The organism is Catellatospora vulcania, assembly GCF_009720385.1.
GTDB classification, from domain to species: Bacteria; Actinomycetota; Actinomycetes; order Mycobacteriales; family Micromonosporaceae; genus Catellatospora; species Catellatospora vulcania.
The window spans coordinates 299721-322801 of the sequence record NZ_WARX01000006.1 but is presented as its reverse complement, the minus strand read 5'-3'; the positions used below and the strand labels follow the sequence as shown (position 1 = coordinate 322801).

General features: G+C 72.6%; 21 protein-coding genes. 17 read left to right on the top strand and 4 right to left on the bottom strand.

The window, feature by feature from the left end; genetic code table 11:
• Positions 1-166: 166 nt before the first annotated feature.
• The 5 genes from F6W97_RS27270 to F6W97_RS27250 all read left to right on the top strand — a co-directional run bounded on the left by F6W97_RS27270 (position 167) and on the right by F6W97_RS27250 (position 5120).
• Positions 167-1003 (top strand): ABC transporter ATP-binding protein, encoded by an 837-nt coding sequence (locus tag F6W97_RS27270; protein ID WP_155373367.1) that lies wholly within the window; start codon positions 167-169, stop codon positions 1001-1003.
• Positions 1000-1725, top strand: a complete 726-nt coding sequence (locus tag F6W97_RS27265) for an ABC transporter ATP-binding protein (RefSeq protein WP_155373366.1) — start codon at positions 1000-1002, stop codon at positions 1723-1725. Before F6W97_RS27270 ends, F6W97_RS27265 begins: the two co-directional genes overlap by 4 nt.
• Positions 1726-1759: 34 nt before the next feature.
• Positions 1760-2638 (top strand): branched-chain amino acid ABC transporter permease, encoded by an 879-nt coding sequence (locus F6W97_RS27260; RefSeq protein WP_155373365.1) that lies wholly within the window; start codon positions 1760-1762, stop codon positions 2636-2638.
• The gene (locus F6W97_RS27255) at positions 2635-3753 is read left to right on the top strand and encodes a branched-chain amino acid ABC transporter permease (protein WP_155373364.1); all 1119 of its coding nucleotides are present in this window, start codon (positions 2635-2637) and stop codon (positions 3751-3753) included. Before F6W97_RS27260 ends, F6W97_RS27255 begins: the two co-directional genes overlap by 4 nt.
• A gap of 89 nt (positions 3754-3842) precedes the next feature.
• Positions 3843-5120 carry an ABC transporter substrate-binding protein gene (locus tag F6W97_RS27250; RefSeq protein ID WP_155373363.1) on the top strand — a complete coding sequence of 426 codons (1278 nt, stop codon included), beginning with the start codon at positions 3843-3845 and terminating at the stop codon, positions 5118-5120.
• A gap of 131 nt (positions 5121-5251) precedes the next feature.
• Here F6W97_RS27250 and F6W97_RS27245 read toward each other — a convergent pair whose 3' ends face one another.
• On the bottom strand, positions 5252-6472 hold the full coding sequence (locus F6W97_RS27245; protein ID WP_155373362.1) for an acetyl-CoA C-acetyltransferase: 1221 nt from the start codon (positions 6470-6472) through the stop codon (positions 5252-5254).
• A 181-nt stretch (positions 6473-6653) separates the two neighbouring features.
• On the opposite strand from F6W97_RS27245, the gene F6W97_RS27240 reads away from it, so the two are divergent.
• The 3 genes from F6W97_RS27240 (at position 6654) to F6W97_RS27230 (ending at position 11033) form a co-directional block, all read left to right on the top strand.
• Positions 6654-7436: an SDR family oxidoreductase gene (locus F6W97_RS27240; RefSeq protein ID WP_155373361.1), complete on the top strand. Its 783-nt coding sequence runs from the start codon at positions 6654-6656 to the stop codon at positions 7434-7436.
• A 130-nt stretch (positions 7437-7566) separates the two neighbouring features.
• Complete coding sequence (locus tag F6W97_RS27235; RefSeq protein WP_155373360.1) at positions 7567-8187, top strand: TetR/AcrR family transcriptional regulator; 621 nt, start codon at positions 7567-7569, stop codon at positions 8185-8187.
• A 71-nt stretch (positions 8188-8258) separates the two neighbouring features.
• On the top strand, positions 8259-11033 hold the full coding sequence (locus F6W97_RS27230; protein WP_230687018.1) for a LuxR C-terminal-related transcriptional regulator: 2775 nt from the start codon (positions 8259-8261) through the stop codon (positions 11031-11033).
• Positions 11034-11145: 112 nt separating this feature from the next.
• Here F6W97_RS27230 and F6W97_RS27225 read toward each other — a convergent pair whose 3' ends face one another.
• From F6W97_RS27225 to F6W97_RS27215, 3 genes are all read right to left on the bottom strand, one after another.
• Complete coding sequence (locus tag F6W97_RS27225) at positions 11146-12282, bottom strand: Zn-dependent alcohol dehydrogenase (protein WP_196279348.1); 1137 nt, start codon at positions 12280-12282, stop codon at positions 11146-11148.
• Positions 12279-13739: an aldehyde dehydrogenase family protein gene (locus F6W97_RS27220; protein ID WP_155373358.1), complete on the bottom strand. Its 1461-nt coding sequence runs from the start codon at positions 13737-13739 to the stop codon at positions 12279-12281. The genes F6W97_RS27225 and F6W97_RS27220 overlap by 4 nt, the downstream gene beginning before the upstream one ends.
• A gap of 124 nt (positions 13740-13863) precedes the next feature.
• Positions 13864-14550 (bottom strand): TetR/AcrR family transcriptional regulator, encoded by a 687-nt coding sequence (locus F6W97_RS27215; RefSeq protein WP_155373357.1) that lies wholly within the window; start codon positions 14548-14550, stop codon positions 13864-13866.
• Positions 14551-14637: 87 nt separating this feature from the next.
• On the opposite strand from F6W97_RS27215, the gene F6W97_RS27210 reads away from it, so the two are divergent.
• From F6W97_RS27210 to F6W97_RS27170, 9 genes are all read left to right on the top strand, one after another.
• Positions 14638-15786, top strand: coding sequence for an acyl-CoA dehydrogenase family protein (locus tag F6W97_RS27210; RefSeq protein ID WP_155373356.1), 1149 nt, complete (start codon positions 14638-14640; stop codon positions 15784-15786).
• A gap of 92 nt (positions 15787-15878) precedes the next feature.
• Positions 15879-16643 carry a 3-oxoacyl-ACP reductase FabG gene (fabG, locus tag F6W97_RS27205; protein WP_155373355.1) on the top strand — a complete coding sequence of 255 codons (765 nt, stop codon included), beginning with the start codon at positions 15879-15881 and terminating at the stop codon, positions 16641-16643.
• Between the two features lie 32 nt (positions 16644-16675).
• Positions 16676-17848, top strand: a complete 1173-nt coding sequence (locus tag F6W97_RS27200) for an acyl-CoA dehydrogenase family protein (RefSeq protein ID WP_155373354.1) — start codon at positions 16676-16678, stop codon at positions 17846-17848.
• The gene (locus F6W97_RS27195) at positions 17845-18276 is read left to right on the top strand and encodes a MaoC family dehydratase (protein ID WP_155373353.1); all 432 of its coding nucleotides are present in this window, start codon (positions 17845-17847) and stop codon (positions 18274-18276) included. The genes F6W97_RS27200 and F6W97_RS27195 overlap by 4 nt, the downstream gene beginning before the upstream one ends.
• Positions 18273-19808: a long-chain-fatty-acid--CoA ligase gene (locus tag F6W97_RS27190; protein ID WP_155373352.1), complete on the top strand. Its 1536-nt coding sequence runs from the start codon at positions 18273-18275 to the stop codon at positions 19806-19808. The genes F6W97_RS27195 and F6W97_RS27190 overlap by 4 nt, the downstream gene beginning before the upstream one ends.
• Positions 19809-19946: 138 nt before the next feature.
• Positions 19947-20474, top strand: coding sequence for a SigE family RNA polymerase sigma factor (locus F6W97_RS27185; RefSeq protein ID WP_155373351.1), 528 nt, complete (start codon positions 19947-19949; stop codon positions 20472-20474).
• A complete protein-coding gene (locus tag F6W97_RS27180; protein ID WP_155373350.1) occupies positions 20471-21694 on the top strand; it encodes a hypothetical protein in 1224 nt (407 codons plus the stop codon). Before F6W97_RS27185 ends, F6W97_RS27180 begins: the two co-directional genes overlap by 4 nt.
• Before the next feature lie 77 nt (positions 21695-21771).
• On the top strand, positions 21772-22461 hold the full coding sequence (locus tag F6W97_RS27175) for an HAD family hydrolase (protein WP_155373349.1): 690 nt from the start codon (positions 21772-21774) through the stop codon (positions 22459-22461).
• Between the two features lie 94 nt (positions 22462-22555).
• The gene (locus F6W97_RS27170; protein ID WP_155373348.1) at positions 22556-23062 is read left to right on the top strand and encodes a DinB family protein; all 507 of its coding nucleotides are present in this window, start codon (positions 22556-22558) and stop codon (positions 23060-23062) included.
• Positions 23063-23081: the final 19 nt, after the last annotated feature.

Genomic DNA, 23081 nt, shown 5'->3' with positions numbered 1-23081 from the left:
GCCGGGGCAGTCGCGGTTGCGGATACAGATGATTTGAACGAGTTCGTGCGGTGAGGTCACGGGGTCGTAACAAGGGTATTGACGAGCCGTTTCTCAAACCTACACTCCTAGTGTAATAACTTAGCCCTCCCTCACATCGACCACATCCCGACCTGTAGAGGTGACGATGAAACCGCCGTCCGGCGAGACACACGCGGCAGGCCACAGCCTGTTCCTGCGGGGCATCGGGGTGCGCTTCGGCGGGCTGACCGCCCTGGACGACGTGTCCCTCGAGGTGGCCCCCGGCCAGGTGGTCGGCGTCATCGGCCCGAACGGGGCCGGCAAGACCACGCTGTTCAACGTGGTCTGCGGGCTGGTCCGGCCGACCTCGGGCATGCTGGAGCTCAACGGCACGCGGTTGTCGCCGGCGCCGCACCGGCTGGCCGGCCTCGGCATCGCCCGCACCCTGCAGGGCGTCGGGCTGTTCCGCGGGCTGACCGTGCTGGAGAACGTGATGGCGGGCGCGACCTGCACCGCCCGCGCCGGCTTCTTCTCCGGGCTGCTCGGCCTGCCCCGCAGCGACCGCGACGAGCGGCGGCTGCGCGAGCAGGCGATGACGCTGCTCGAACGCTTCGACGTCGCGGCGTATGCGGGAGCGCTGCCCGGCACGCTGCCCTATGCCGTCGGCAAGCGGGTCGCGCTGGCCCGCGCGCTGGCCGCCCGCCCGCGCCTGCTGCTGCTGGACGAGCCCGCGGGCGGGCTGGGCGCGCAGGACATCGAGGAGCTGGGGGCGCTGATCACGACCCTGCCGGCCGAGGCGGGCTGCTCGGTGATGCTGGTCGAGCACCACATGGACCTGGTGATGGCTGTCTGCGACCGGATCGCCGTGCTCGACTTCGGACGGCTCATCGCCACCGGCACCCCGCAGGAGGTGCGCGACGACCCCGCCGTGGCCGAGGCCTACCTCGGCGCCGAGGTCGACGCGGCCACCCCGTCCCTCAGCCGCCAGGAGGCATCGGCATGACCGCTGACGACGTGATCCTGCAGGTGAAGGGCCTGACCGCCGGGTACGGCGCAGCCCCCGTACTGCAGGAGGTGGACCTCACCGTGCGGGCCGGGACCATCGCGGCGGTGCTCGGGGCCAACGGCGCGGGCAAGACCACGCTGCTGCGCACCCTGTCCGGGCTGGTCCGGCCGAGTGGTGGCGAGATCGTCTACGGCGGGCAGCCGCTGCGCGACGTGCCGGTGGAGCAGCTGGTGCGCCGGGGCATGGCGCACGTGCCGGAGGGCCGCGGCGTGGTCGCCGAGCTGACCGTCGACGAGAACCTGCGGCTCGGCGGCCTGTGGCGGCGCGACCGCGAGGACGCGGCGAAGGCGCTGACCGAGGTGTACGAGCTGTTCGAGCCGCTCGCGCAGCGCCGCCGCAGCGCCGGGCACCAGCTTTCCGGCGGCGAGCGGCAGATGCTGGCGCTGGGCCGCGCCCTGGTGGCCCGCCCCAAGCTGCTGCTGCTGGACGAGCCGTCGCTCGGCCTCGCACCGCGCGTGATCGCGCAGATCATGGCGCTGCTGCGGCAGCTGCGCGACAGCACCGGGCTGACCGTGCTGCTGGTGGAGCAGAACGTGCGCAGCGCGCTGTCGGTGGCCGACGAGGCGGTGGTCATGTCGCTGGGCCGGATCGTCACGGCGACCAGCGCCGACCGGCTGCGCGACGACGAGGAACTGCGCCACGCCTACCTGGGCTTCTGAGCCCGCCCCTACGACTGCTAGAAGGAGGTTTCCGTTGGACCGCTTCGTCTTCCTCACCTTCGACGGCCTGTCCAAGGGGGCGGTGCTGGCCGCGTTCGCGCTGGCCCTGGTGCTGATCTGGCGGGCCGCGCGCATCGTCAACTTCGCCCAGGGGGCGATGGCGGTGGCCGCGGCGTACGCCGGCTACAGCGTCACCTCGGCGACCGGCTCGTACTGGCTGGGCTTCGCCGCGGCGCTGGTCGGCGGGCTGCTGATCGGCGTGGTCGTCGAGCGGGCGGTGATGCGGTTCGTGGACCACAGCTCGCCGCTGTCCGAGGTGATCGTGGCACTGGGCCTGGTCCTGGTCGTGCAGGCGGTGCTGGGCATGGTGTACGGCAACGAGTTCCTGCCCGCGGGCACCCCGTTCAGCCGCAACGCGCTGAGCGTGGGCGACGTGCCGCTGCTGTCGCGTTACGACCTGTTCGTCTTCGGGGCCGTGCTGCTGGTGCTGCTGGGGCTCGCGCTGCTGTTCACGCGTACCTCCGTCGGCCTGCGCATGCGCGCCTCGGCCTTCGCCCCCGAGGTGTCAAGGCTGCTCGGCGTGAACGTCGGCGGCATGCTGACACTGGGCTGGGCGCTGGCGTCGGCGGTCGGCGCGCTCGCCGCGCTGCTGGTCATCCCCACCGAGCTGGGCCTGCACCCGCACGCCATGGACCTGGTGTTCGTGTCCGCGTTCACCGCGGCCGTGGTCGGCGGGCTGGACAGCCCACCGGGCGCGGTGGTCGGCGGCCTGACCGTCGGCCTGATCCTCTCGTACGTCAGCGGCTACCTGGGCAGCGACGTCACCCCGATGGCAGTGCTCGTGCTGCTGCTCGCGGTGCTGCTGGTCCGTCCGGGCGGCCTCTTCTCCAGCACCGTGGCGAGGCAGGCATGAGCGAGCAGACCATCACTCCGGCCGCACCTGCGGCGGCGCCCGCTCCTGCGCCGAAGCGCTCCGTGGCGCTGCCGGGCTTCCTGAGCGGGTCGACGCTGCTGCGTCACCTGGTGCTCGCGGTGCTCGCCGGGGTGCTGCTGTTCCTGCTCACCCAGCAGCTCGACCCGTTCCGCAACTTCCAGCTGGCCACGGTCGCCGCCTACCTGTGCGCGACGGCCGGGCTGACCCTGCTGGTCGGCATGAACGGGCAGCTGTCGCTGGGGCACGGCGCGCTGATGGCCGTCGGCGCGTACACCGTGGCGCTGGCGCAGAACGCGTTCGCCGACAAGGGGATCACCGGCAACCAAGTGCTGCCGCTGTCGTTGGCGCTGGGGGTGCTGGTCACCATGGCCGCGGGCGCGGTCATCGGGCTGGCCGCCGCCCGGCTGCGCGGGCCGTACCTGGCCGGCGTGACGCTGGCCGTGGCGGTCGCGGTGCCCGCGGCGACGGTCACCTTCGACGAGACCTTCAACAGCGAGCAGGGGCTGTCGGTGGCTGTCGAGCCGCCGCCGCTGTCGCTCGGGCTGTACTTCCCGAACGAGCGCTGGCAGGCCTGGGTGGCCCTGACCGGGGCGCTGCTGACCATGCTGCTGCTGGCCAACCTGGTGCGCAGCCGGGTCGGGCGCAACCTGCGCGCGGTACGCGACGACGAGGTGGCCGCCCGGCTGGCCGGCATCCACGTCGGACGTACCCAGGTGCTGGCCTTCGTGGTGAGCGCGGCCAGCGCCGGGCTCGGCGGCGGCCTGATGGCGCTGCTGGCACAGAGTGTCTCGCCGGGCGCGTTCTCGCTGACCCTGTCGCTGTTCCTGCTGATGGCCGTCGTGATCGGCGGCCTGGGCAGTCTGTCGGGCGCGGTGTGGGGAGCGGTCCTGCTCGTCGCGCTGCCCGACCTCACCCACGACAGCGCGCAGCTGGTGTCCCTGTCGCCCGCGGTGGCGCAGCGGCTGGAGGGCAACCTCCCGCTGGCCGTGTTCGGGCTGACCCTGATCGTCGTGATGATCGCCGCCCCGGGCGGTGTACAGGGCCTGCTGCGCCGGATCGGCGCGAGGGTCCGGCGGCGGGCGCCTGCCCGCTGACCTCACGGCCGCACCACCGTACCAACCGCTCCACCCTTGTTATATCGATAATCATCAATGTAATCGTGACGGAAGGATCGGTGTTTCCCATGAACGCCCTGACCCGACGCGGGCTCTCGCTCGCCACGGCCGCCGTGCTGCTCGCGGCTGTCGCGGCCTGCAGTGAGGACGCGAACACCCCGCCGGCCGAGGTGCCCGGCGTGACCGCCGGCGAGATCGTGGTCGGCACGCACATGCCGCTGACCGGTCCCGCCGCGGCCGGCTACTCCGAGATCGCCCCGGCGAGCAAGGCGTACTTCGACTACGTCAACGCCAACGGCGGCGTGAACGGCCGCAAGATCACGTACAAGTTCCTGGACGACGGCTACAACCCGGCCAACACCCAGACCGTGGTGCGCAAGCTGGTGCTGGAGGACAAGGTCTTCGCCGTCCTCAACGGCCTGGGCACCCCCACCCACACCGGCGTGCTGGACTTCCTGAAGACCAACCGGGTGCCGGACCTGTTCGTCGCCTCCGGCAGCCGCAGCTGGAACCAGCCGGACAAGTACCCGGGCACGTTCGGGTTCAACACCGACTACACGGTCGAGGGCAAGATCCTGGCCACCCACATCAAGGCCACCCACCCGGGCAAGAAGACCTGCTTCTTCGGCCAGGACGACGACTTCGGCCGGGACAGCCTGGTCGGCGTCGAGCAGGTGCTCGGCGCGGGCGCCGTGGTCGCCAAGGAGAAGTACGTCACCAGCAACCAGAACGTCGCCCCGCAGATCGGCGCCCTGAAGGCGGCCGGGTGCGAGGTCGTCGTGCTGGCCACCGTGCCGGGCTTCACCGCGCTGTCCGTGGGCACCGCCGCCCGCCTCGGCTTCAAGCCGTCGTGGGTCGTGTCCAACGTCGGCTCGGACTACCTGACCCTGTCCAAGGTGCTCGGTGAGGGCAAGGTCCTGCTGGAGGGCATGGTCGGCATCTCCAACCTGCCGTCGCCGGTGGACCTGAACGACCCGTGGACCGCGGCGTTCAAGAAGATCCACGACCAGTACAACGGCAGCGCCCCGTTCAACGGCAACACCGTGTACGGCATGTCGGTGGCGTACCTGTTCGTGCAGTCGCTGCTGGCGGCCGGCAAGGACCTCACCCGTGAGGGCCTGATCGCGGCCGTGGAGAAGGGCGGCTTCAAGGGCCCCGGCTTCGCCCCGTTCCGCTACAGCAAGGAGAACCACTCCGGCATGGGCGGCGGCAAGCTGACCAAGGTCACCGCCGGCAACCAGGAGTTCTTCGGCCCCGTCTACGAGACCGACTCCGCCGCCGGCCCCGTCAACGAGTTCAAGGACGAGCGCCCCGCCCCCGCCGCCAACACCATCCCGGCAGCCTGACCCCTTTCCGCGTCGATCATGAACTTATGGCACGGCTCGACGGTGTGTCCCTGCCATAACCTCATGATCAACGCCCGGTGAGCATCGGCCCGGCACGCGAGCTGCGTGCCGGGCCGATGGGGTGGGCGGGGTCAGGAGAGGCGTTCGAGGACCATGGCCATGCCCTGGCCGCCGCCGACGCACATGGTCTCCAGGCCGATGGACTTGTCGTGCCAGCTCAGTGAGTTGAGCAGGGTGGTGGTGATGCGGGCGCCGGTCATACCGAAGGGGTGGCCGACGGCGATCGCGCCGCCGTTGACGTTGAGCTTGTCCCAGTCGAGGCCCAGTTCGGCGGCGCTGGCGACGACCTGGACGGCGAACGCCTCGTTGATCTCGACGAGGTCGACGTCGTTGATGGACATCCCGGCGCGGGCGAGGGCCTGCTTCGAGGCCTCCACCGGGCCCAGGCCCATGATCTCGGGGGAGAGCGCGGACAGGCCGGTCGAGACGATCCGGGCCAGCGGGGTGATGCCCAGCTCGGCGGCGCGGGTGTCGGACATGATGACCAGCGCCGCCGCGCCGTCGTTGAGCGGGCAGCAGTTGCCCGCGGTGACGGTGCCGTCGGGCCGGAACACCGGGGCCAGCCCGGCCAGCGCGGACATGGTGACCCCGGCGCGCGGGCCGTCGTCGGCGCTGACCACCGTGCCGTCGGGCAGGGTGACAGGGGTGATCTCGCGCGCCCAGAACCCGTCCTTGATCGCCTGCTCGGCCAGGTTCTGCGAGCGGCAGGCGAACTCGTCCTGCAGCTGCCGGGACACGCCCCTGAGCTGGGCGACGTTCTCGGCGGTCTGGCCCATCGCGATGTAGACGTCGGGCAGTTCGCCGTCCTCACGCGGGTCGTGCCAGGTGGGCGCGGCGAGCCCGGCCCGCCGTTCGGTGCGCGCGAGCGCGTCGTCGTACACCGGATTGCGGGTGCCGGGCATGCCGTCGCTGCGGCCGTTGCCGTAGTGCGACACCGACTCGACGCCGACCGACAGGAACACGTCGCCCTCGCCGGCCCGGATCGCGTGCAGGGCCATCCGGGTGGTCTGCAGCGACGACGAGCAGTATCGGTTGACGGTGGTGCCCGGCAGGTGATCGAACCCCAGCATGGTGGCGACCACCCGGCCGAGGTTGTGGCCCTGCTCGCCGGCGGGCTGGCCGCAGCCGAGCACCAGGTCGCCGATCTCGCGCGGGTCCAGGGCGGGCACCTGGCCCAGTGCCGCGCGCACGATGTCGGCGGCGAGGTCGTCGGGGCGTTTCGTGGCCAGCGAGCCCTTGTTGGCGCGGCCGATGGGGGAGCGGGCCGCGGCGACCACCACAGCTTCAGGCACGGTCGGATCCTTTCGCGAGTACGGCTAACTTTGTGCACTCAAGCTGCATCTTCCGACAAGGCCCTGTCAATGCCGCGCCAGGTGGGGCATGTCACGATGACCGTGCTCCGTTGACCGCCTGCTCGGCGGTCCCTAATATCGGCACTGCCAGTGCAACTAAGCTCGTTAATGGAGGAGCCACGTGACCGCCCTCAACCTCGACGGCGCCGCGGTCGTCATCACCGGCGCCGGCTCCGGCATCGGCGCCGCCCTGGCCCGCCGCTTCACCGCGGCCGGCGCCCGGGTGGTCGTCAACGACCGCGACCCCGTCGCGGCGCAGCGCGTCGCCGCGGAGACCGGCGGGCTGGCCTTCCCCGCCGACGTGGCCGACGAGGCACAGGTGGCCGCCCTGGTGGACTACGCCTGGGAGTCGTTCGGGGCGCTGGACCTGTTCTGCGCCAACGCCGGTGTCGCGCCGGCCGCCGAGGGGGCCGGCGCATGGGACCTGGCCTGGCGGGTCAACGTGCAGTCGCACGTGCTGGCCGCGCAGGCGCTGCTGCCGCGCTGGCTGGCCGCCGGGCAGGGCCGCCTGCTGGTGACCGCGTCCGCGGCGGGACTGCTCACCATGCTCGGCAACGCGCCGTACGCGGTCACCAAGCACGCTGCCGTGGCCCACGCGGAATGGCTGCGGGCCACCTACGCCCACCGCGGCGTCGTCGTGCAGGCGCTGTGCCCGCAGGGCGTGCGCACCCCGATGCTGGAGTCGTCCGGCCCCGGCGGCAGCGTGCTGCTGGACCCGGGCGCGATCAGCGCCGAGGAGTGCGCCGAGGCCGTGGTCACCGCGCTGCGCGGCGACACCTTCCTGGTGCTGCCGCACGCCGAGGTGGCCGCCTACTACGAGCGGCGGGCCGCCGACCCGGACCGGTGGCTGCGCGGCATGAACCGGTTGCAGCAGGACCTGGAGCAACGGCTGTCGGACTCGTGAGGTCCGCGCCCGTCGGGGCAGTGGGACGGCGACGATCGGCCGGATCGCGCCGTGGGCGGCCCGACTACACTCTGCGTGCACGTTCGGTCAGCGCGGTCGGTGGGACCGTGCCGAGGTCGGTAGGAGCGGTATGAGCAGGACCGGCACCGAGGGCAGGGTCGACGGGCGCACCGCCCGTGCCGAGCGCACCCGGGCCGCGATCGTCGACGCGCACCTGGCCCTGATCACTGAGGGTGACCTGCGGCCGACCGGTGAGCGCATCGCCGAGCGGGCCGGGGTCTCGCTGCGCGCCCTGTGGACCAACTTCTCCGACATGGAGACCCTGTTCGAGGCCAGCGGCGCGCGCGTGCTCGCCGGCCAGGACGCCGCCCACCAGCCGGTGGACCCGTCGCTGCCGCTGCACCGGCGGGTGGAGGAGTACTGCCGCCAGCGCGCCGAGCTGCTGCAGCTGATCGCGCCGATGGCGCGCGCCGCGGCGATGCGCGAGCCGGTCTCGGCCCAGCTGCGCCGCAACCGGCTCAAGCACATCGACCGCGTACGCGACGAGGTGTCCGTGCTGTTCGCGGCCGAGCTGGAGATGGCCGGGCCGGGACGGGACCAGCTGCTGGCCGCGCTGATCGCCTCCACCATGTGGCCGGCCTGGTCGATGCTGCTCGACGGGCTGGACCTGGACGTCGACGCCGCCCGTGGCGTCATGGTGCGCACCGTGACCGCGCTGCTGCTCAACGCGATGGCTTCGGGAATGGCATAAGCGGCACGGTCTGCGTCTTTCCAAAGTCGTTACTTATAGGTAACACTGTCGGCATGGTAAATGCATCGACAGTGCACATACCAAGGCTGCGCGGTCGTGACCGCGAGCAGCAGACGATCGCCGAGCTCCAGGCGGGCGCGGCCGGCGGCGTCGGCGGAGCGCTGCTCCTGCACGGCGACCTGGGCGGCGGCAAGACCGCCCTGCTGCGCCACGCGGCGGCCGGCACCCCGGACGGGACCGTGCACCTGTGGGCCACCGGCCTGGAGGAGGAGTCCGACCTGCCGTACGCCGGGCTGCAGAGCCTGCTGCAGCCCGTCGTCGAGCGGATCGCGGACCTGCCCGACCACCAGGCGCGGGCGCTGACCCGCGCCCTGTCCGGCGAGGGCTGCGCCGCCGACGACCGGCTCGCCCTGTCCATGGCGGTGCTGACGCTGCTGGCCACGCTGGGCCGGGAACAGCCCGTGCTGTGCTGCGTCGACGACGCCGACGCGCTGGACCGGCCGTCGCTGGACGCCATCGCCTTCACCGCCCGCCGGGTGCGTGCCCACCGGGTGACGCTGCTGCTCACCTCCACCGGCGAGCTGCCGCTCAACGGCGTGCCCCGGCTCCCGCTGCGCCCCTTGGACCCGCAGTCCGGCCGCGCCCTGCTGGCCGACCTGCTGCACCACCCCGGGGCGGACGAGGAACCGCGGATGTGGGGCGTCCGGGGCGTGCGCCCGGGCGACGAGGTGCTCACCGCGCTGGCCGCGCTCGGCGGCGGCAACCCGCGCGCGCTCACCGACCTCGCCGCGTCGCTCAGCGACAGCCAGCTCGCCGGGGAGGCTCCGCTGCCCACCCGGCTGCCCGCCGACAGCGAGCTGCTGCGCACGTACCGGGCCCGGCTCGACCGGCTGGGGCCGGACACCCGCTGGCTGCTGCTGCTGGCCGCGGCCGACGAGGAGACCGACGCCGCGGGCCTGATGCGGGCCGCGCACAGCTCCGGAGTGGACATCGCCGCCCTCGCCCCCGCCGAACGCGGCGGGCTGGTCCGGGTCAGCCGCGGCGGCATCGTGTTCCCGCAGCCCATCGCCCGCGCCCTGGCGTACGAGGAAGCGCCCCTGGCCCAGCGCCGGGCCGCACACCTGCACCTGGCGCAGGTCCTCGACGGTGACACCGAGCGGCTGCGCCGCGCCGTGCACCTGGCCGCGGCCGCGCACGGCCCCGACGCGGAGCTGGCCGAGGAGCTGGAGGAGGCCGCCACCGGCGGCGGCTACTCGCGCGCCTCCGCGGCGCTGGAGCACGCCGCACAGCTCACCACCGAACCCGGGGGAGCGGCCAGCCGGCTGGTCACCGCCGCCCGGTACGCCTGGCAGTCCGGCAGCGCGGGCCGGGCCCGCAGCCTGCTGCGCCGGGCCCGGCCCACGGTCCGGGACCGGGTCGTGTCCGCCGAGAGCGAGGTGCTGTCCGGCGAGATCGAGCTGCGCGCCGGAGCCACCGCCAACGCCGCGGAGTCGCTGCTGACCATCGTCGACCGGCTCGCGGGCACCGAACGCGAGCTGGCCGTGCTGGCGCTGATGCGGGCCGGGGAGGCCGTCTGCTTCTCCGGCGACTACCCTCGCTACGCCGATGTGGCGAGCCGGGCCGCGGCGCTGCGCCGCCCCGACGACCCGCCCGAGCTGGAGGTGGTGTTCGAGCACATCGCCGGGTTCGCGTACACCTTCGGCGGCCGTCACCACCGCGCGATCCGCCCGCTGCGACGCGTCGTCGAACTCGGTGCCGTACTGGACACCGCCGCCCCGCTGACCTGCGCCAGCGCTGCCGCGCTGCTGCTGGCCGACGACGTCGGCGCGCACCGGCTGGCCGCCCGCGCGGTCGAGGTCGCCCGGGAGAGCGGCGACGTGTCCGCGCTGCCGCTGGCCCTGGAGATGACCGCGTACGCGGAGTACTGGCTCGGCCGCTACGACGCCGCGGCCGCCACCAGCCTGCACGGGCTTCGTGCCGCGCGGGCCTGCGGGCAGGGCAACTACGCCGGGGACCACCAGGCGATGCTGGCCGTGCTGTGCGCCATCCGCGGCGACCGCGAGCAGGCCCTGCGGCACATCCGCGAGATCGAGGTCGCGCCCGGCACGGGGCAGACCAACCGTCCCAAGGCGCTGAGCCAGTGGGCCCTGGCGGTGCTCGACCTGATCGCGGGCCGTCCCGCCGACACGGTGGCCCGGATCGCGGGCATCGCCTGTCCCGTCACCGGCCGGGGCCACATCGTGGTGCAGGCCATGGCCACGCCGTGGCTGGTCGAGGCGGCGGTCCGGGCCGACGACCGGGAGCAGGCGGTGGCCGCGCTGGCCGGGTTCGACCTGTGGGCGGCGTCCACCGGCGACCCGGTGCGCCGGGCGCTGTCGGCCCGCTGCCACGCGCTGCTCGCCCCGCGCGGCAGCGCCGAGGCCGAGCAGCACTTCCAGCAGGCCCTGGCGCTGCACCTGGCCGGGGAGGCCGACTTCGAGCAGGCCCGCACCGAGCTGCTCTACGGCCAGGAGCTGCGCCGCGCCCGCCGCCCGCGCGACGCCCGCGAGCACCTGCACCGCGCACTGGAGACCTTCCTCCAGCTCGACGCCCCGGCCTGGGCCGACCAGGCCCGCGCCGAACTGCGCGCGGCCGGCGAGGCCGTCGACACCCCCGCGGTACGCGCCGCCGACGTGCTCACCGCCCAGCAACTCCAGATCGTCCGCCTGGTCTGCGAGGGCGCCACCAACCGCGAGGTCGCCGCGCAGCTCTTCCTCAGCCCGCGCACCGTCGACCACCACATGCGCAACATCTTCGCCCGCCTGAACATCCGCTCCCGCATCGAGCTGGCCAAAGCCCTGGCCTGACCTCGCTTGCCGCAACTCTTGAAGAGTCGCGTCTTCCGGCCCAGCCGAAGGACGCGACTCTTCAAGAGTTGCGATCGCCCCGCGCCCCGAGGTGGGCGCGGGGCGGGCAGGGTCAGGGGAGGAGGATGACCGAGCGGGCGCCCTCGCCCCGGGACATGCGGGCGAAGGCCTCGGGGGACTCGTCCAGAGTGATCTGGTCGGTGATGAGCGCGGCCGGATCGAGATCGCCGTCCAGGACCTGGCGGGCCAGGGCGGGGACGTCGCGGTCGGGGTCGGAGTTGCCGTACACCGACGAGCGCAGCGTGCGGGCGGAGTGGAATATGTCCAGCGCGGCGAGGCTGACCATGTCGTCCTTCGCGCCCATGCCCACCACGGTCACCTGACCGCCACGGCGGGTGGCCCGCCACGCGGCCCGGATGGTGGCCGAGCGGCCCACGCATTCGAAGGAGTGGTCGGCCCCCCGGCGCTCGGTCAGCCCACGGACCTGGGCGCTCAGGTCGTCGCCGGAGACCAGGAAGTGGGTCGCCCCGGCGGCCAGCGCCAGCTCGCGCTTGGCGTCGGAGACGTCCACGGCGATCAGCGGGTCGGCCCCGGCGGCACGGGCCGCCATCACGGTGGACAGCCCGACCCCGCCGAGTCCGATCACGACCGCGGATTCGCCGGCCCGCACCGCGGCGGTGCGGTCGACCGCGCCGACCCCCGTGAGCACGGCGCAGCCGAGCAGGGCGGCGGTGGCGAACGGCAGCTCAGCGGGCACCGGGATGACGGCGTGGTCGCCGACGACGACCTCCTCGGCGAGCGCGCCGAGGCCCAGCGTGACGTGCAGCGGCTCGCCGTCGGCGGTCGCCCCCCGGGCGGCGGTCGGCGCGCCGGCCGTCTCGCACAGCCAGGGCTGCCCGTTGCCGCAGAACCAGCACTTCCGGCACGGCGGGGCCCAGTTCAGCACCACATGTGTGCCGACGACGACGCTCGCCTCCGGCCCGGCGGCGGTCACCACGCCTGCCGCCTCATGACCCAACACCAGGGGGTACGCGGGCGCGAGCGTCCCGTTCACCATGGACAGATCGGAGTGGCACACCCCGGCGGCGCGGATGTGCACCCGCACCTCCCGGGGGCCCGGCGCGGGCAGCAGGATCGGCTCGATCTCCAGCGACGATCCGGGGCCGCGCCACAGCAGCGCGCGCACCGGGCGGTCGACAGCAGGACCGGTGCCGTCTGTCGCGCCGTTCGAGGCAGTCGCGGCGCTCATCGCTGGATCGCCTTCGTCTCGAGGAACTCGTCCAGGCCGTGGCGGCCGAGCTCGCGGCCGATGCCGGACTGCTTGAACCCGCCGAACGGGGCGAGCGGGTTGAACGCCCCGCCGTTGACGTCGACGGCCCCGGTGCGCATCCGCCGCGCGACGGCCAGCGCTCGGTCCTCGTCACCGGACCAGACGGCCCCGGCCAGGCCGTACCGGGAGTTGTTGGCGATGGCGACGGCCTCGTCGTCGGAGTCGAACGGGATCACCACCAGCACCGGCCCGAAGATCTCCTCCTGGGCGACGATGCTGTCGGGGTCCACATCGGCCAGCACGGTCGCCGCGACAAAGTGGCCCCGGTCCGGCACCGGCGCGTCGAGCCCGCCCGCGATCAGGCGTGCCCCGTCGGCTAGGCCCTGCTCGATGTACCCGCGTACCGTCTCGCGCTGCGCGGCCGAGGCCAGCGGGCCGAGGCGGGTGCCGTCGTCGAACGGGTCGCCGAGCGTCTGCCCGGCGGCGGCCTCCGCGGCGATAGCCAGGGCTTCTTCGTACCGGGAGCGGTGCACCAGCATCCGGGTCCACGCGGTGCAGGTCTGGCCCGAGTTGAGGAACGCGTTGCCGACGCCGACCTTCACCGCGCGGCGCAGGTCGGCGTCCTCCAGGATCACGTTGGCGGACTTGCCGCCCAGCTCCAGCGCGACCCGGGCGATGCGGTCCGCGGCCAGGTGCGAGATGCGCGCGCCGACGGCGGTGGAGCCGGTGAACGACACCATGTCCACGTCGGGGTGCGCCGCGATGGCGGAGCCGACGACGGAGCCGGGGCCGGTGACGAGGTTGGCCACACCCGGCGGCAGCCCGGCCTCGTCGATCGCGTCGAACAGCAGGTATGCCACCAGCGGCGTCAGGTCGGCGGGCTTGAGCACCACCGTGCAGCCGGCGGCCAGGGCCCCGGCGACCTTGGCCATGATCTGGTGCAGCGGGTAGTTCCACGGCGTGATCGCGCCGACCACGCCGACGGGCTCGCCGACGACCAGCGAGTTGCCGACGGTGTGCGTGCTCTCCGGCTGCCCGGCCAGCTCGACGTAGCTCTTCAGCACGGTCAGCGGCAGTCCGGCCTGGACCTTCGTGGCGATCTTCATCGGGGTGCCCAGCTCGCGGGCGACGGTGGCGGCGATGTCGCCGGCGCGGGCCGACAGCGCCGCGTGCAGCCGGTCGAGGTGGGCGGCGCGTTCCGCCGGGGCCAGTGCCGACCAGGGGCCGAACGCGGCCTTCGCGGCGGCGACGGCGCGGTCCACGTCGACGGCGTCACCGGCGGGCACGTGGGCGATGACCTGCTCGGTGGTGGGGTCCTCGACGGCGATGACGCCGGTGCCGTGCGGGGCGGTCCAGCTCCCGCCGATGAAGAGCTGGGTGCGGTCCGCGATCGGGGCGGTGCGTCCCGGGTGCGTCGCCGCGGCTGCCAGGTCCATGCTGTCCCTTCCCATCAGGCGGCGTCGCCCGCGATGCGGCACCGGACGCCGTCCGCACTGGGCGGGGTGACGGCGTCGTCGTGGGCCGCGTGGCGAGCAGCCGGCACTGGGCCGGGCCGCAAAACTAGCGCTGCAAGTTTCGACTGTAGTACGAGTCGGCCCGCGGCTCCAGAGGCGGGAGTGGGCCGACCGTGGCCTCGTACTCCCGCGCCAGCCCGTCGACCAGCGCGTCCAGGCCGAGCGCGAACGCGCCCTCGTCCACGCTGTGCTGGTGCTCGGCCAGGCGGTGGGCCTGGGACAGGTGCGGGTAGTGGGCGGCGTACAGCTCGGGGTCCTCGACGAAGCCGCGCGCGAACGAGCCCAGCGACGAGCCCGCGACCAGGTAGCGCATCACCGCGCCGATGTGCGTGGCGCGTGCCGGCGGCCAGCCCGCCTTGACCAGTCCGCCGTACACCGCGTCGGCCATGTGCAGCGCGGCCGGCCGCCGTCCGGGGCCCTGGGCCAGGTACGGGACGATGTTCGGGTGGGCGGTCAGCGCGTCGCGGTACGAGTGCCCCCACAGCCGCAGCGCGTCGCGCCAGTCGTGGGTGGTGAAGAACGACACGTCCACGCCCGCGATCACCGCGTCGGCGACCGCGTCCAGGATCGCGTCCTTGGTGGCGAAGTGGTTGTACAGCGACGGCCCGCGTACGCCCAGCTCGGCGGCCAGGCGCCGGGTGGAGAAGGCGGCCAGCCCGTCGGCGTCGATCATCGCGGCGGCGGTCTCCACGATGCGCTGCCGGCTCAACAGGGCCTGGCTGGGCCGGGGCATGGTCGGGTCTCCTTCGGTCGGGGCTGCCGGAAACTCTGCCACAGCGAGGTATGGACGAGATAAAACTTTCACCGCTAGTTTAATGCGGTGGACATGACACTGTCGCCGGAACACGCCGCGGTCCGCCGCCTCGCCGCCGAATTCGTCGATCGCGAGGTCGTGCCGCATGCGGCGGAGTGGGACCGGCGCGAGAGCGTCGAGCGCACCGTGGTCAAACAGCTCGGCGAGCTGGGCTTCCTCGGCCTGACCATCGCCGAGGAGCACGGCGGCAGCAGCGGCGACCATCTGGCGTACTGCCTGGTGCTGGAGGAACTGGGCCGCGGCGACTCGTCGGTGCGCGGGCTGGTCTCGGTGTCGCTGGGCCTGGTCGCCAAGAGCGTCGCCCGCTACGGCACGCCCGCGCAGCGGGAGCGGTGGCTGCCCGGACTGTGCGGTGGCGACCTGCTCGGCTGCTTCGCGCTGACCGAGCCGGGCACCGGCTCCGACGCGGCCTCGCTGACCACCCGGGCGGTCCGGGACGGCGGGGACTGGGTCATCACCGGTTCGAAGATCTTCATCACGAACGGGACCTGGGCCGATGTCGCCCTGGTCTTCGCCCGTACGGGCGGGGACGGGCCGCGGGGGATCAGCGCGTTCCTGGTGCCGACCGACACGGCCGGGCTGACCCGGCGGGAGATCCACGGCAAGCTCGGGCTGCGCGGGCAACCCACCGCGGAGCTGGTCTTCGACGGGGTGCGGGTGCCGGCCGACGCGCTGCTCGGCGAGGAGGGGCGCGGCTTCCACCTCGCCATGTCCACGCTGGACAAGGGGCGCATGTCGGTCGCGGCGGGCTGCGTGGGCATCGCGCAGGGCTGCCTGGACGCGGCGGTCGGCTACGCGAAGGAGCGCACCCAGTTCGGCAAGCCGATCGCGGCGTACCAGCTGGTCCAGCAGCTGATCTCGGATGTCGCGGTGGACACCGCGGCGGCCCGGCTGCTGGTGTGGCGCGTCGCCGACCTGATCGACCGCGGGCAGCCGTTCGCGACCGAGGCGTCGATGGCGAAGCTGTTCGCCAGCGAGGCGGCCGTACGCGCGGCGAACAAGGCGCTGCAGGTGTTCGGCGGGTACGGCTACGTCGACGAGTACCCGGTCGGCAAGTACCTGCGCGACGCCCGCGTCACCACCCTCTACGAGGGCACCAGCCAGATCCAGCAGTTGTTGATCGGCCGCGCCCTCACCGGCGTGAACGCGTTCTGAAAGTCCAGCTCAGACAGGCATAGGCGTTAAGAAGGGCACCTTCTACTACGTATAGCGATGTGAAGGTGCCCTTCCTTTCAAAGGAGAAGAGCATGAGCAGCAGCAGGTTTGCCGGGCGGGTTGCGATTGTGACCGGTGGGGCGCAGGGGATCGGGGCGGCTACCGCGAGGCGGCTGGCGTCGGAGGGCGCGACGGTCGCGGTCGTGGATCTGAGCGTCGAGAAGAGTGCGGCGCTCGCGAAGGAGATCACGGCGGAGGGGGGTGCGGCCGCCGGATACGGGTGCGACGTCACCGACGAGGCGGCGGTGCACGCGATGGTCGAGCAGGTCGTGGCGGATCACGGGCGGCTGGACATCCTGATCAACAATGCCGGGATCACCCGGGACGATCTGCTGTTCAAGATGAGCGCGGCGGACTGGCACTCGGTGCTGAACACGAACCTGACCAGCATGTTCTATTGCTGCCAGGCGGCGCAGAAGCACATGGTGGCGGGGAAGTACGGCAAGATCGTCAACTTGAGCAGCCGGTCGGCGCTGGGGAACCGGGGGCAGGTCAACTATGCCGCCGCGAAGGCCGGGGTGCAGGGGCTGACGGCGACGCTGTCGATCGAGCTGGGGCCGTTCGACATCTGCGTCAACGCGGTCGCGCCCGGGTATGTGGCCACCGCGATGACCGCCGCCACCGCCGAGCGGGTCGGCTCGTCCGCCGAGGCGCACCAGAAGTGGGCGAGCGAGCACACACCGCTGCGCCGGGTCGCCCAGCCCGAGGAGATCGCGTCCGTGGTCGCGTTCCTGGCCAGCGACGACGCCTCGTTCGTGACCGGGCAGACCCTGTACGTCAACGGCGGCGCGCGCTAAGCGAAGCAGCACCTGAACCGAAGGGAACCACAGTGGACTTCTCGCTCGACGACGAGCAGCAGGCGATCCGGGAGACCGCCCGCGCGTTCATCCGCAAGGAGGTCGTCCCCCTCGAACACGAGCTGCTGCGCCGCGAGCGCGCCGGGCAGCCCGGCATCGAACGCGCCGAGCTGCGCGAGCTCCAGCTCAAGGCCCGCAAGTTCGGCTTCTGGGGGCTGGCCACGCCGGCCGAGCACGGCGGCATGGACCTGCCCGCGGTGATGCAGTCGCTGATCTGGACCGAGATCGGGCACACCCTGGTGCCGTTCCGGTTCGGCGGCGAGGCCGACAACATCCTGTTCTACGCCAACGCGGAGCAGCAGGAGGAGTACCTGCGGCCCACCATCGAGGGCGACCGGATCTCCTGCTTCGCCATCACCGAGCCGGGCGCGGGCTCCGACGCCGCGAACATCAAGCTCAGTGCCCGCAAAGACGGCGACGACTGGGTCCTGAACGGCGAGAAGACCTTCATCACCAACGGCAACGACGCGGACTTCGCCATCGTGGTCGCGGTCACCGACAAGGACAAGGGGGTACGCGGCGGCGGCACCACGGCGTTCCTGGTCGACCGGGCGATGGGCTGGCGGTCGGAGTTCATCGCCACCATGGGGCCCGGCGGGCCCGCCTCGCTGATCTTCGACAACGTTCGGGTCCCCGCCCGCAACATCCTCGGCGAGATCGGCCAGGGCTTCGAGCTGGGCATGAAGTGGATCGGCAAAGGCCGCTACATCATCCCGTCGCACGCGCTGGGCATCGGTGCGCGGGCCCTGCAGATGGCCGTCGACTACGCCAACACCCGGGTCACCTTCGGCAAGCCGATCGGCGACAACCAGGCCATCCAGTGGATGATCGCGGACTCGGAGACCGAGCTGGAGGCGGCCCGCTGGCTGGTGCTGCGCGCCGCGTGGACGGTCGACCAGGGACAGGACCCGCGCCACTCGTCGTCGATGGCGAAGCTCTACGGCGCCGGGATGATCAACCGGCTGGTGGACCGGGTCATGCAGATCCACGGCGGCATGGGCTACACCCGCGAGCTGCCCATCGAGCGCTGGTACCGCCAGGTCCGGCTGCTGCGCATCTACGAGGGCACCGACGAGATGCAGCGCCTGATCATCTCGCGGGACCTGCTGCGCGGGTACACGAAGATCGGGGGCCACCTGGCATGAGAGTGTTCGCGTCCGCCCAGGAGCTGGCCGCCGCGGTCGGCCAGTGCATCGGCCCGGGGCCCTGGCAGCGCGTCGACCGGTCGCGGGTGGACGCGTACACCGACGCCACCGGCGGCGTCGACTGCATCGGCATCGGGGCGGCCACACCCGGCTGGCTGACCCTGTCGATGCTGCCGTTGCTGGTCCGCGACGTGTACCGGTTCGACAACGTGCGCCTGGGCGTCAACTACGGGGTGAACCGGGTCCGCTTCCCGGCCCCGATCCCGGTCGGCGCCCAGGTGCGCCTCACCGCCCGCATCGCCGAGGTCGAGCCCGTCGACGGCGGCGTGCAACTGGTCGCGCAGCTCACCGTCCGCGCCGACGGCGAGGACAAACCGTGCTGCGTGGCCGAGACCGTCAGCCGTATCTACTTCGAGGAGGAGCTGTGAGCACGCTTTCCCTGGCCGCCGTCCTGGCCGAGGCCGCGCGCCGCCATCCCGGCAAGACCGCCGTGGTCGACGCGTTCGGCCGCGAGACCTACGCCGACCTGTGGCGGCAGGCGCTCGCGTACGCCGCGGGCCTGCGCGAACTCGGCATCCAGCCGGGCGACGCCGTCGCGCTCGTCGCGCCGAACGTGACCGACTTCCCGCGCGCCTACTACGGCATCCTCGCCGCGGGCGGCGTCGTCGTCCCGGTACACCTGCTGCTCACCCCGACCGAGGCGGCGTACGTGCTGCGCGACAGCGGGGCGAAGCTGGTCGTCTGCCACAGCGGCCTGCTCGCGCTCGGCGCGCCCGCCGCGGCCGAGGCAGGCGTCCCGATCGTCAGCGTCGGCCCGCGCCCCGACGAGGGCGGACCGGAGCGGCTGGAGCAGATCAGCTCCCGGGTGCCGGCGCTGCGCTCGTACGAGAGCCGACGCCCCGACGACCCGGCCGTGATCTTCTACACCAGCGGGACCACCGGCAAGCCCAAGGGCGCCGTGCTCACCCATTTCAACCTGGTGATGAACGCGACCGTCAACGTGTTCGACGCCAACGACGCCCGGCAGTCCGACGTCGTCCTGGGCTGCCTGCCGCTGTTCCACACGTTCGGGCAGACCGTCGGCATGAACGGCGCCTTCCGCGTCGGCGCGACCCTGGTCCTGCTCGCCCGGTTCACCGGCGAGGCCGCGCTCGACCTGATGCTGAAAGAGAAGGTCGACGTCTTCCACGGCGTGCCCACCATGTACATCGGACTGCTGGAGGCCGCCGCCGGCCGTGCCACCCTGCCCGCGCTGCGGATCTGCATCTCCGGTGGGGCGTCGCTGCCCGTCGCGGTGCTGGAACGCTTCAACGCCGCGTTCCGGACCACGGTCTTCGAGGGCTACGGCCTGTCGGAGACCTCGCCCAGCGCGACCACCAACCAGCCGCACTTCGGGGTGCGCGCCGGCACCGTCGGCCACGCCCTGTGGGGCGTCGAGGTCGAGATCGCCCGCGCCGAGGTCGACGACCGCGTCGAGCTGCTCGGCACCGGCGAACTCGGCGAGATCGTCATCCGGGGCCACAACGTGTTCGCCGGTTACCTCGGCAACCCCGCCGCGACCGAGCAGGCCCTCGTCGACGGCTGGTTCCGCACCGGGGACTTGGGCACCAAGGACGCCGAAGGTTTCGTGTCCATCGTGGACCGCAAGAAGGACATCGTCATCCGCGGCGGCTTCAACGTGTACCCTCGCGAGGTCGAGGAGGTCCTGGCCCGCCACCCGTCCATCGAACTGGTCTCGGTCATCGGCGTCCCCGACGACGTGCACGGCGAGGAGATCTGCGCCGTCGTCGTGCTGCGCCCCGACACCGACCCGGTCACCGAGGAAGCCCTCATCACCTGGTCCCGCGACCAGCTCGGCAAGCACAAGTACCCCCGGCAGGTGCGCTTCCTTCCCGAGCTGCCGATGGGCCCCAGCCACAAGATCCTCAAACGCGAGCTCCGCCGCCTCCTCGCCGACTGAAAGGAAGGGCACCTTCACATCGGATTCCGTCGTGGAAGGTGCCCTTCTCAACTTCCCCGGTAGGTTTTCCAACCCGTGCGCAGCCTGCCGCCGTGTAGGTGGGGCGGAAGGTCGGCAAGACGAACGGGGAGGTGTCATGTGGCGGACGACGACGGGTTCCGCGAGTTCGTGCACGCGCGGCTGAGCAGGCTGTCGCGGATCGCGTACCTGCTCACCGGCGACCATCACGCGGCCGAGGACCTGCTGCAGAATGCGCTGGTCAAGCTCGCGTCGCGGTGGCCGAAGGTGTCGGCTGAGGGCGCGCCTGACGCGTACCTGCGCAAGATTCTCTACCACGAGCACGTGTCCGCCTGGCGGCGCAACCGCCATCTCCGTGCCGAGTGGACCACGGCAGAGCTTCCCGAGGGCGGCGGCGGCCGGGACATGGCTGCCGACACGGTCCGCCGCGTGCTGCTGGAGCAGGCCCTCAGCAAGCTCACCCGCAAGCAGCGCGCGGTCATCGTGCTGCGCTTCTTCGAGGACCTGTCCGAGGCCGACGCCGCATCGGCGCTCGGCGTCTCCGTGGGCACGGTCAAGAGCCAGACGTCGTACGCCCTCAAGCGGCTGCGCGAACTGGCCCCCGAACTTCACGTGCTCGTCAGGGAGCCAAAGGAGGCCCGAGCATGAGCGACCTGAACGAGCTGCTGGCCGACATCGGCGACCGTGCCCGGATCTACGACGTCACCGAACAGGCCCTGGTGCGGGGCCGACGGCGGCGCACCAGGCACCGCGCGGCGTTCGCCGTGACGACCGGGGCCGTGGCGGTCACGGCCCTGCTGGTGGCGGTGAACCTGCCCTTCGCCGGGCCCGCGCCCGAACCGGCGATCACGCCGTCGCCGTCCCCCTCGGCAGTCGCGCTGTCGGCGTGCACGGTCGCGGAGCTGCCGACACCCGACGGGGTTCGGCCGGGCGAGTTCCAGGGCGCGGCCGGCGACCCCACCGGGCGCATCCTGGCCTCGCGCGGCCGGGGGCCCGTGGGCCCCGTCGTGGTGATCTGGACCGACGGTCGGCCCAGCGGGGTGGTCGCGGTGCCGGAGACGGTCGACGGGGTCACCGCGGTGAGCACGACCGGTGCCCTGGTGCTGTCCGGCCGTCAGGCGAAGGACGGGCGGGGCGAGGTGCGCTACACGTCGCTGGCCTGGGTGTACCGGAACGGCGTGTTGACCCGGCTCAAGGGGACGGACGCCCACGGCTCCGGGATCAACGCGGCCGGCGCGATCGTGGGCCTGGTCGGCAAGGACCCGGTGGTCTGGCAGGACGCGACCGCCGAGCCGGTCCGGCTGCCCAAACCGGCGGGTTCGACCGGCGAGGGGACGATGGCGATCGCCGACGACGGATCGGTCGTCGCGCCGCTCAACCAGGGCGGCCACACCCGGCTGCAGCTGTGGCCACCGGGTGCCCCGCCCCGCCCGCTCGAACTGCCTGCCACGATCGACGGCATCGCGGTGCTCGATTCCTACGGCGGTCGGATCGCGGACGGCTGGATCTCCGGCACGATCGAAGCGCGCACCGAAACGACGGTGCACCGGTACGCGGCACGCTGGAGGCTGGACACCGGCAAGATCGAGTGGTCTGCCGGCCCTGGCGACGCGACGACGACCAACCCGCAGGCGAGCAACCCGCAGGGCTGGGCCGTCTACCGGGGCACGACCGGGTTGATCCTGGCGCGCGGGCAGACGTCCGTCGCGGTGCCCGCACCGCCCGGCTTCACGTCCACGGCCGAGAATTTCCTGGACTGGCCGCGGGTATCCGTGATCAGCTCGGACGGCCGCACCCTGGCCGGGAACCAGATGACCGTGGCGCAGGGCGTCCCGGCACGTCGGGTGCTGAGCTGGACCTGCCGGTGACCCTCGCAGGCCGGGCGTGGAACACACGCCCGGCCTGCGGCTTGACACCGGTCGCGGCCGCGTGATGCGGTCGGGGGATGCAACGGCTGGTGCTCTGGGACATCGACCGCACGCTGATCGACGGCGGCAAGGTCGGCCGGGACGTGTTCATCGCCGCGTACCTGGCGGTGGTGGGCAGTGAGCCGCCGCGCCTGCCGGACTTCGGCGGGCGTACCGACCACTGGCTGTTCACGACGGCGCTGGAGTGGCACGGCCGCGAGGCGAACGCGGACATCCTGGCCGAGTTCTTCGCGCACCTGGCCGAGCACACCCGGGCGCACCGGCCGCAGCTGGTGGCCCGCGGCGCGGCGCTGACCGGGGCGGCCCAGGCACTGTCGGCCCTGGCAGGTGAGACCGGGGTGGTGCAGTCGGTGGTCACCGGCAACATCCGGGCGGCCGCGTACGAGAAGCTGGCCGCGTTCGACCTGCTCGGGCCGATCGACCTGGAGGTCGGCGGGTACGGCTGCGACGACGGGGTGCGCTCGGTGCTGGTGCGGCTGGCGCACGAGCGAGCGCAGGCCAAATACGCCGCGGCGGTGCCTGCCCGGCAGGTCGTCGTCATCGGCGACACCACGCACGACATCGAGGCGGCGCGCGCGAACGGCGCGTTCGCCGTCGGCGTGGCGACGGGCTCGTGCACCGCCGAAGAGCTGGCCGAGGCGGGCGCGGGCGTGGTGCTGCCGTCGCTCGCCGACACGGCTGCGGTGCTCCGGGCGGCGCTGGCCTGACCTGTCCGGCGCACGGCCGCCGCGCCCGTCACGGGTGGGCGGCGCGCTCCTTATCGGTTCGACACGACCTCGGCGGGCCAGCATGATCGCAGGCATGACGCGAACCGACGTGCCCGCCACCTGGGACGAACGAGCCACCCTGACCACCTTCCTCGACTACACCCGGGCCACCGTGCGGGCCAAGTGCGAGGGCGTCTCGGACGAGGACGCACGCCGGGCGCCGCTGCCGGACTCGCCGCTGATGACCATGAAGGGCCTGGTCAGTCACGTGCGCTGGGTGGAGTACTCCTGGTTCCAGGTGGTGCTGCTGGGCGAGGAGGACGCCGGGCCGTGGACGAAGGAGGAGCCGGACCGCGAGTTCACCTACGCCCTGGACACCCCGATCGAGCAGTTGCTCGACGAGTACGACGCGCAGAGCGCCCGCTACCGCGAGCTGGTCGCCTCGCTCGACCTGGACACCCTCGCCCAGCGCAACCTGGGCCGGGCCGGGCGGCCCGCGACGCTGCGCTGGATCCTGTTCCACCTCGTCGAGGAGATCGCCCGTCACAACGGCCACCTCGACGTGGTGCGCGAACTCGTCGACGGCACCAAGGGCGACTGAGCTGCCCGTTCCCCGGATG

Excerpts from the sequence above, each read along its gene's own strand:
- F6W97_RS27225 (WP_196279348.1), bottom strand. The coding sequence starts at position 12,282 with ATGAGCGCCGCGACTGCCTCGAACGGCGCGACAGACGGCACCGGTCCT.
- F6W97_RS27270 (WP_155373367.1), top strand. The coding sequence starts at position 167 with ATGAAACCGCCGTCCGGCGAGACACACGCGGCAGGCCACAGCCTGTTC.
- F6W97_RS27220 (WP_155373358.1), bottom strand. The coding sequence starts at position 13,739 with ATGGACCTGGCAGCCGCGGCGACGCACCCGGGACGCACCGCCCCGATC.
- F6W97_RS27180 (WP_155373350.1), top strand. The coding sequence starts at position 20,471 with ATGAGCGACCTGAACGAGCTGCTGGCCGACATCGGCGACCGTGCCCGG.
- fabG (WP_155373355.1), top strand. The coding sequence starts at position 15,879 with ATGAGCAGCAGCAGGTTTGCCGGGCGGGTTGCGATTGTGACCGGTGGG.
- F6W97_RS27235 (WP_155373360.1), top strand. The coding sequence starts at position 7,567 with ATGAGCAGGACCGGCACCGAGGGCAGGGTCGACGGGCGCACCGCCCGT.
- F6W97_RS27195 (WP_155373353.1), top strand. The coding sequence starts at position 17,845 with ATGAGAGTGTTCGCGTCCGCCCAGGAGCTGGCCGCCGCGGTCGGCCAG.
- F6W97_RS27265 (WP_155373366.1), top strand. The coding sequence starts at position 1,000 with ATGACCGCTGACGACGTGATCCTGCAGGTGAAGGGCCTGACCGCCGGG.
- F6W97_RS27170 (WP_155373348.1), top strand. The coding sequence starts at position 22,556 with ATGACGCGAACCGACGTGCCCGCCACCTGGGACGAACGAGCCACCCTG.
- F6W97_RS27215 (WP_155373357.1), bottom strand. The coding sequence starts at position 14,550 with ATGCCCCGGCCCAGCCAGGCCCTGTTGAGCCGGCAGCGCATCGTGGAG.
- F6W97_RS27255 (WP_155373364.1), top strand. The coding sequence starts at position 2,635 with ATGAGCGAGCAGACCATCACTCCGGCCGCACCTGCGGCGGCGCCCGCT.
- F6W97_RS27175 (WP_155373349.1), top strand. The coding sequence starts at position 21,772 with ATGCAACGGCTGGTGCTCTGGGACATCGACCGCACGCTGATCGACGGC.
- F6W97_RS27250 (WP_155373363.1), top strand. The coding sequence starts at position 3,843 with ATGAACGCCCTGACCCGACGCGGGCTCTCGCTCGCCACGGCCGCCGTG.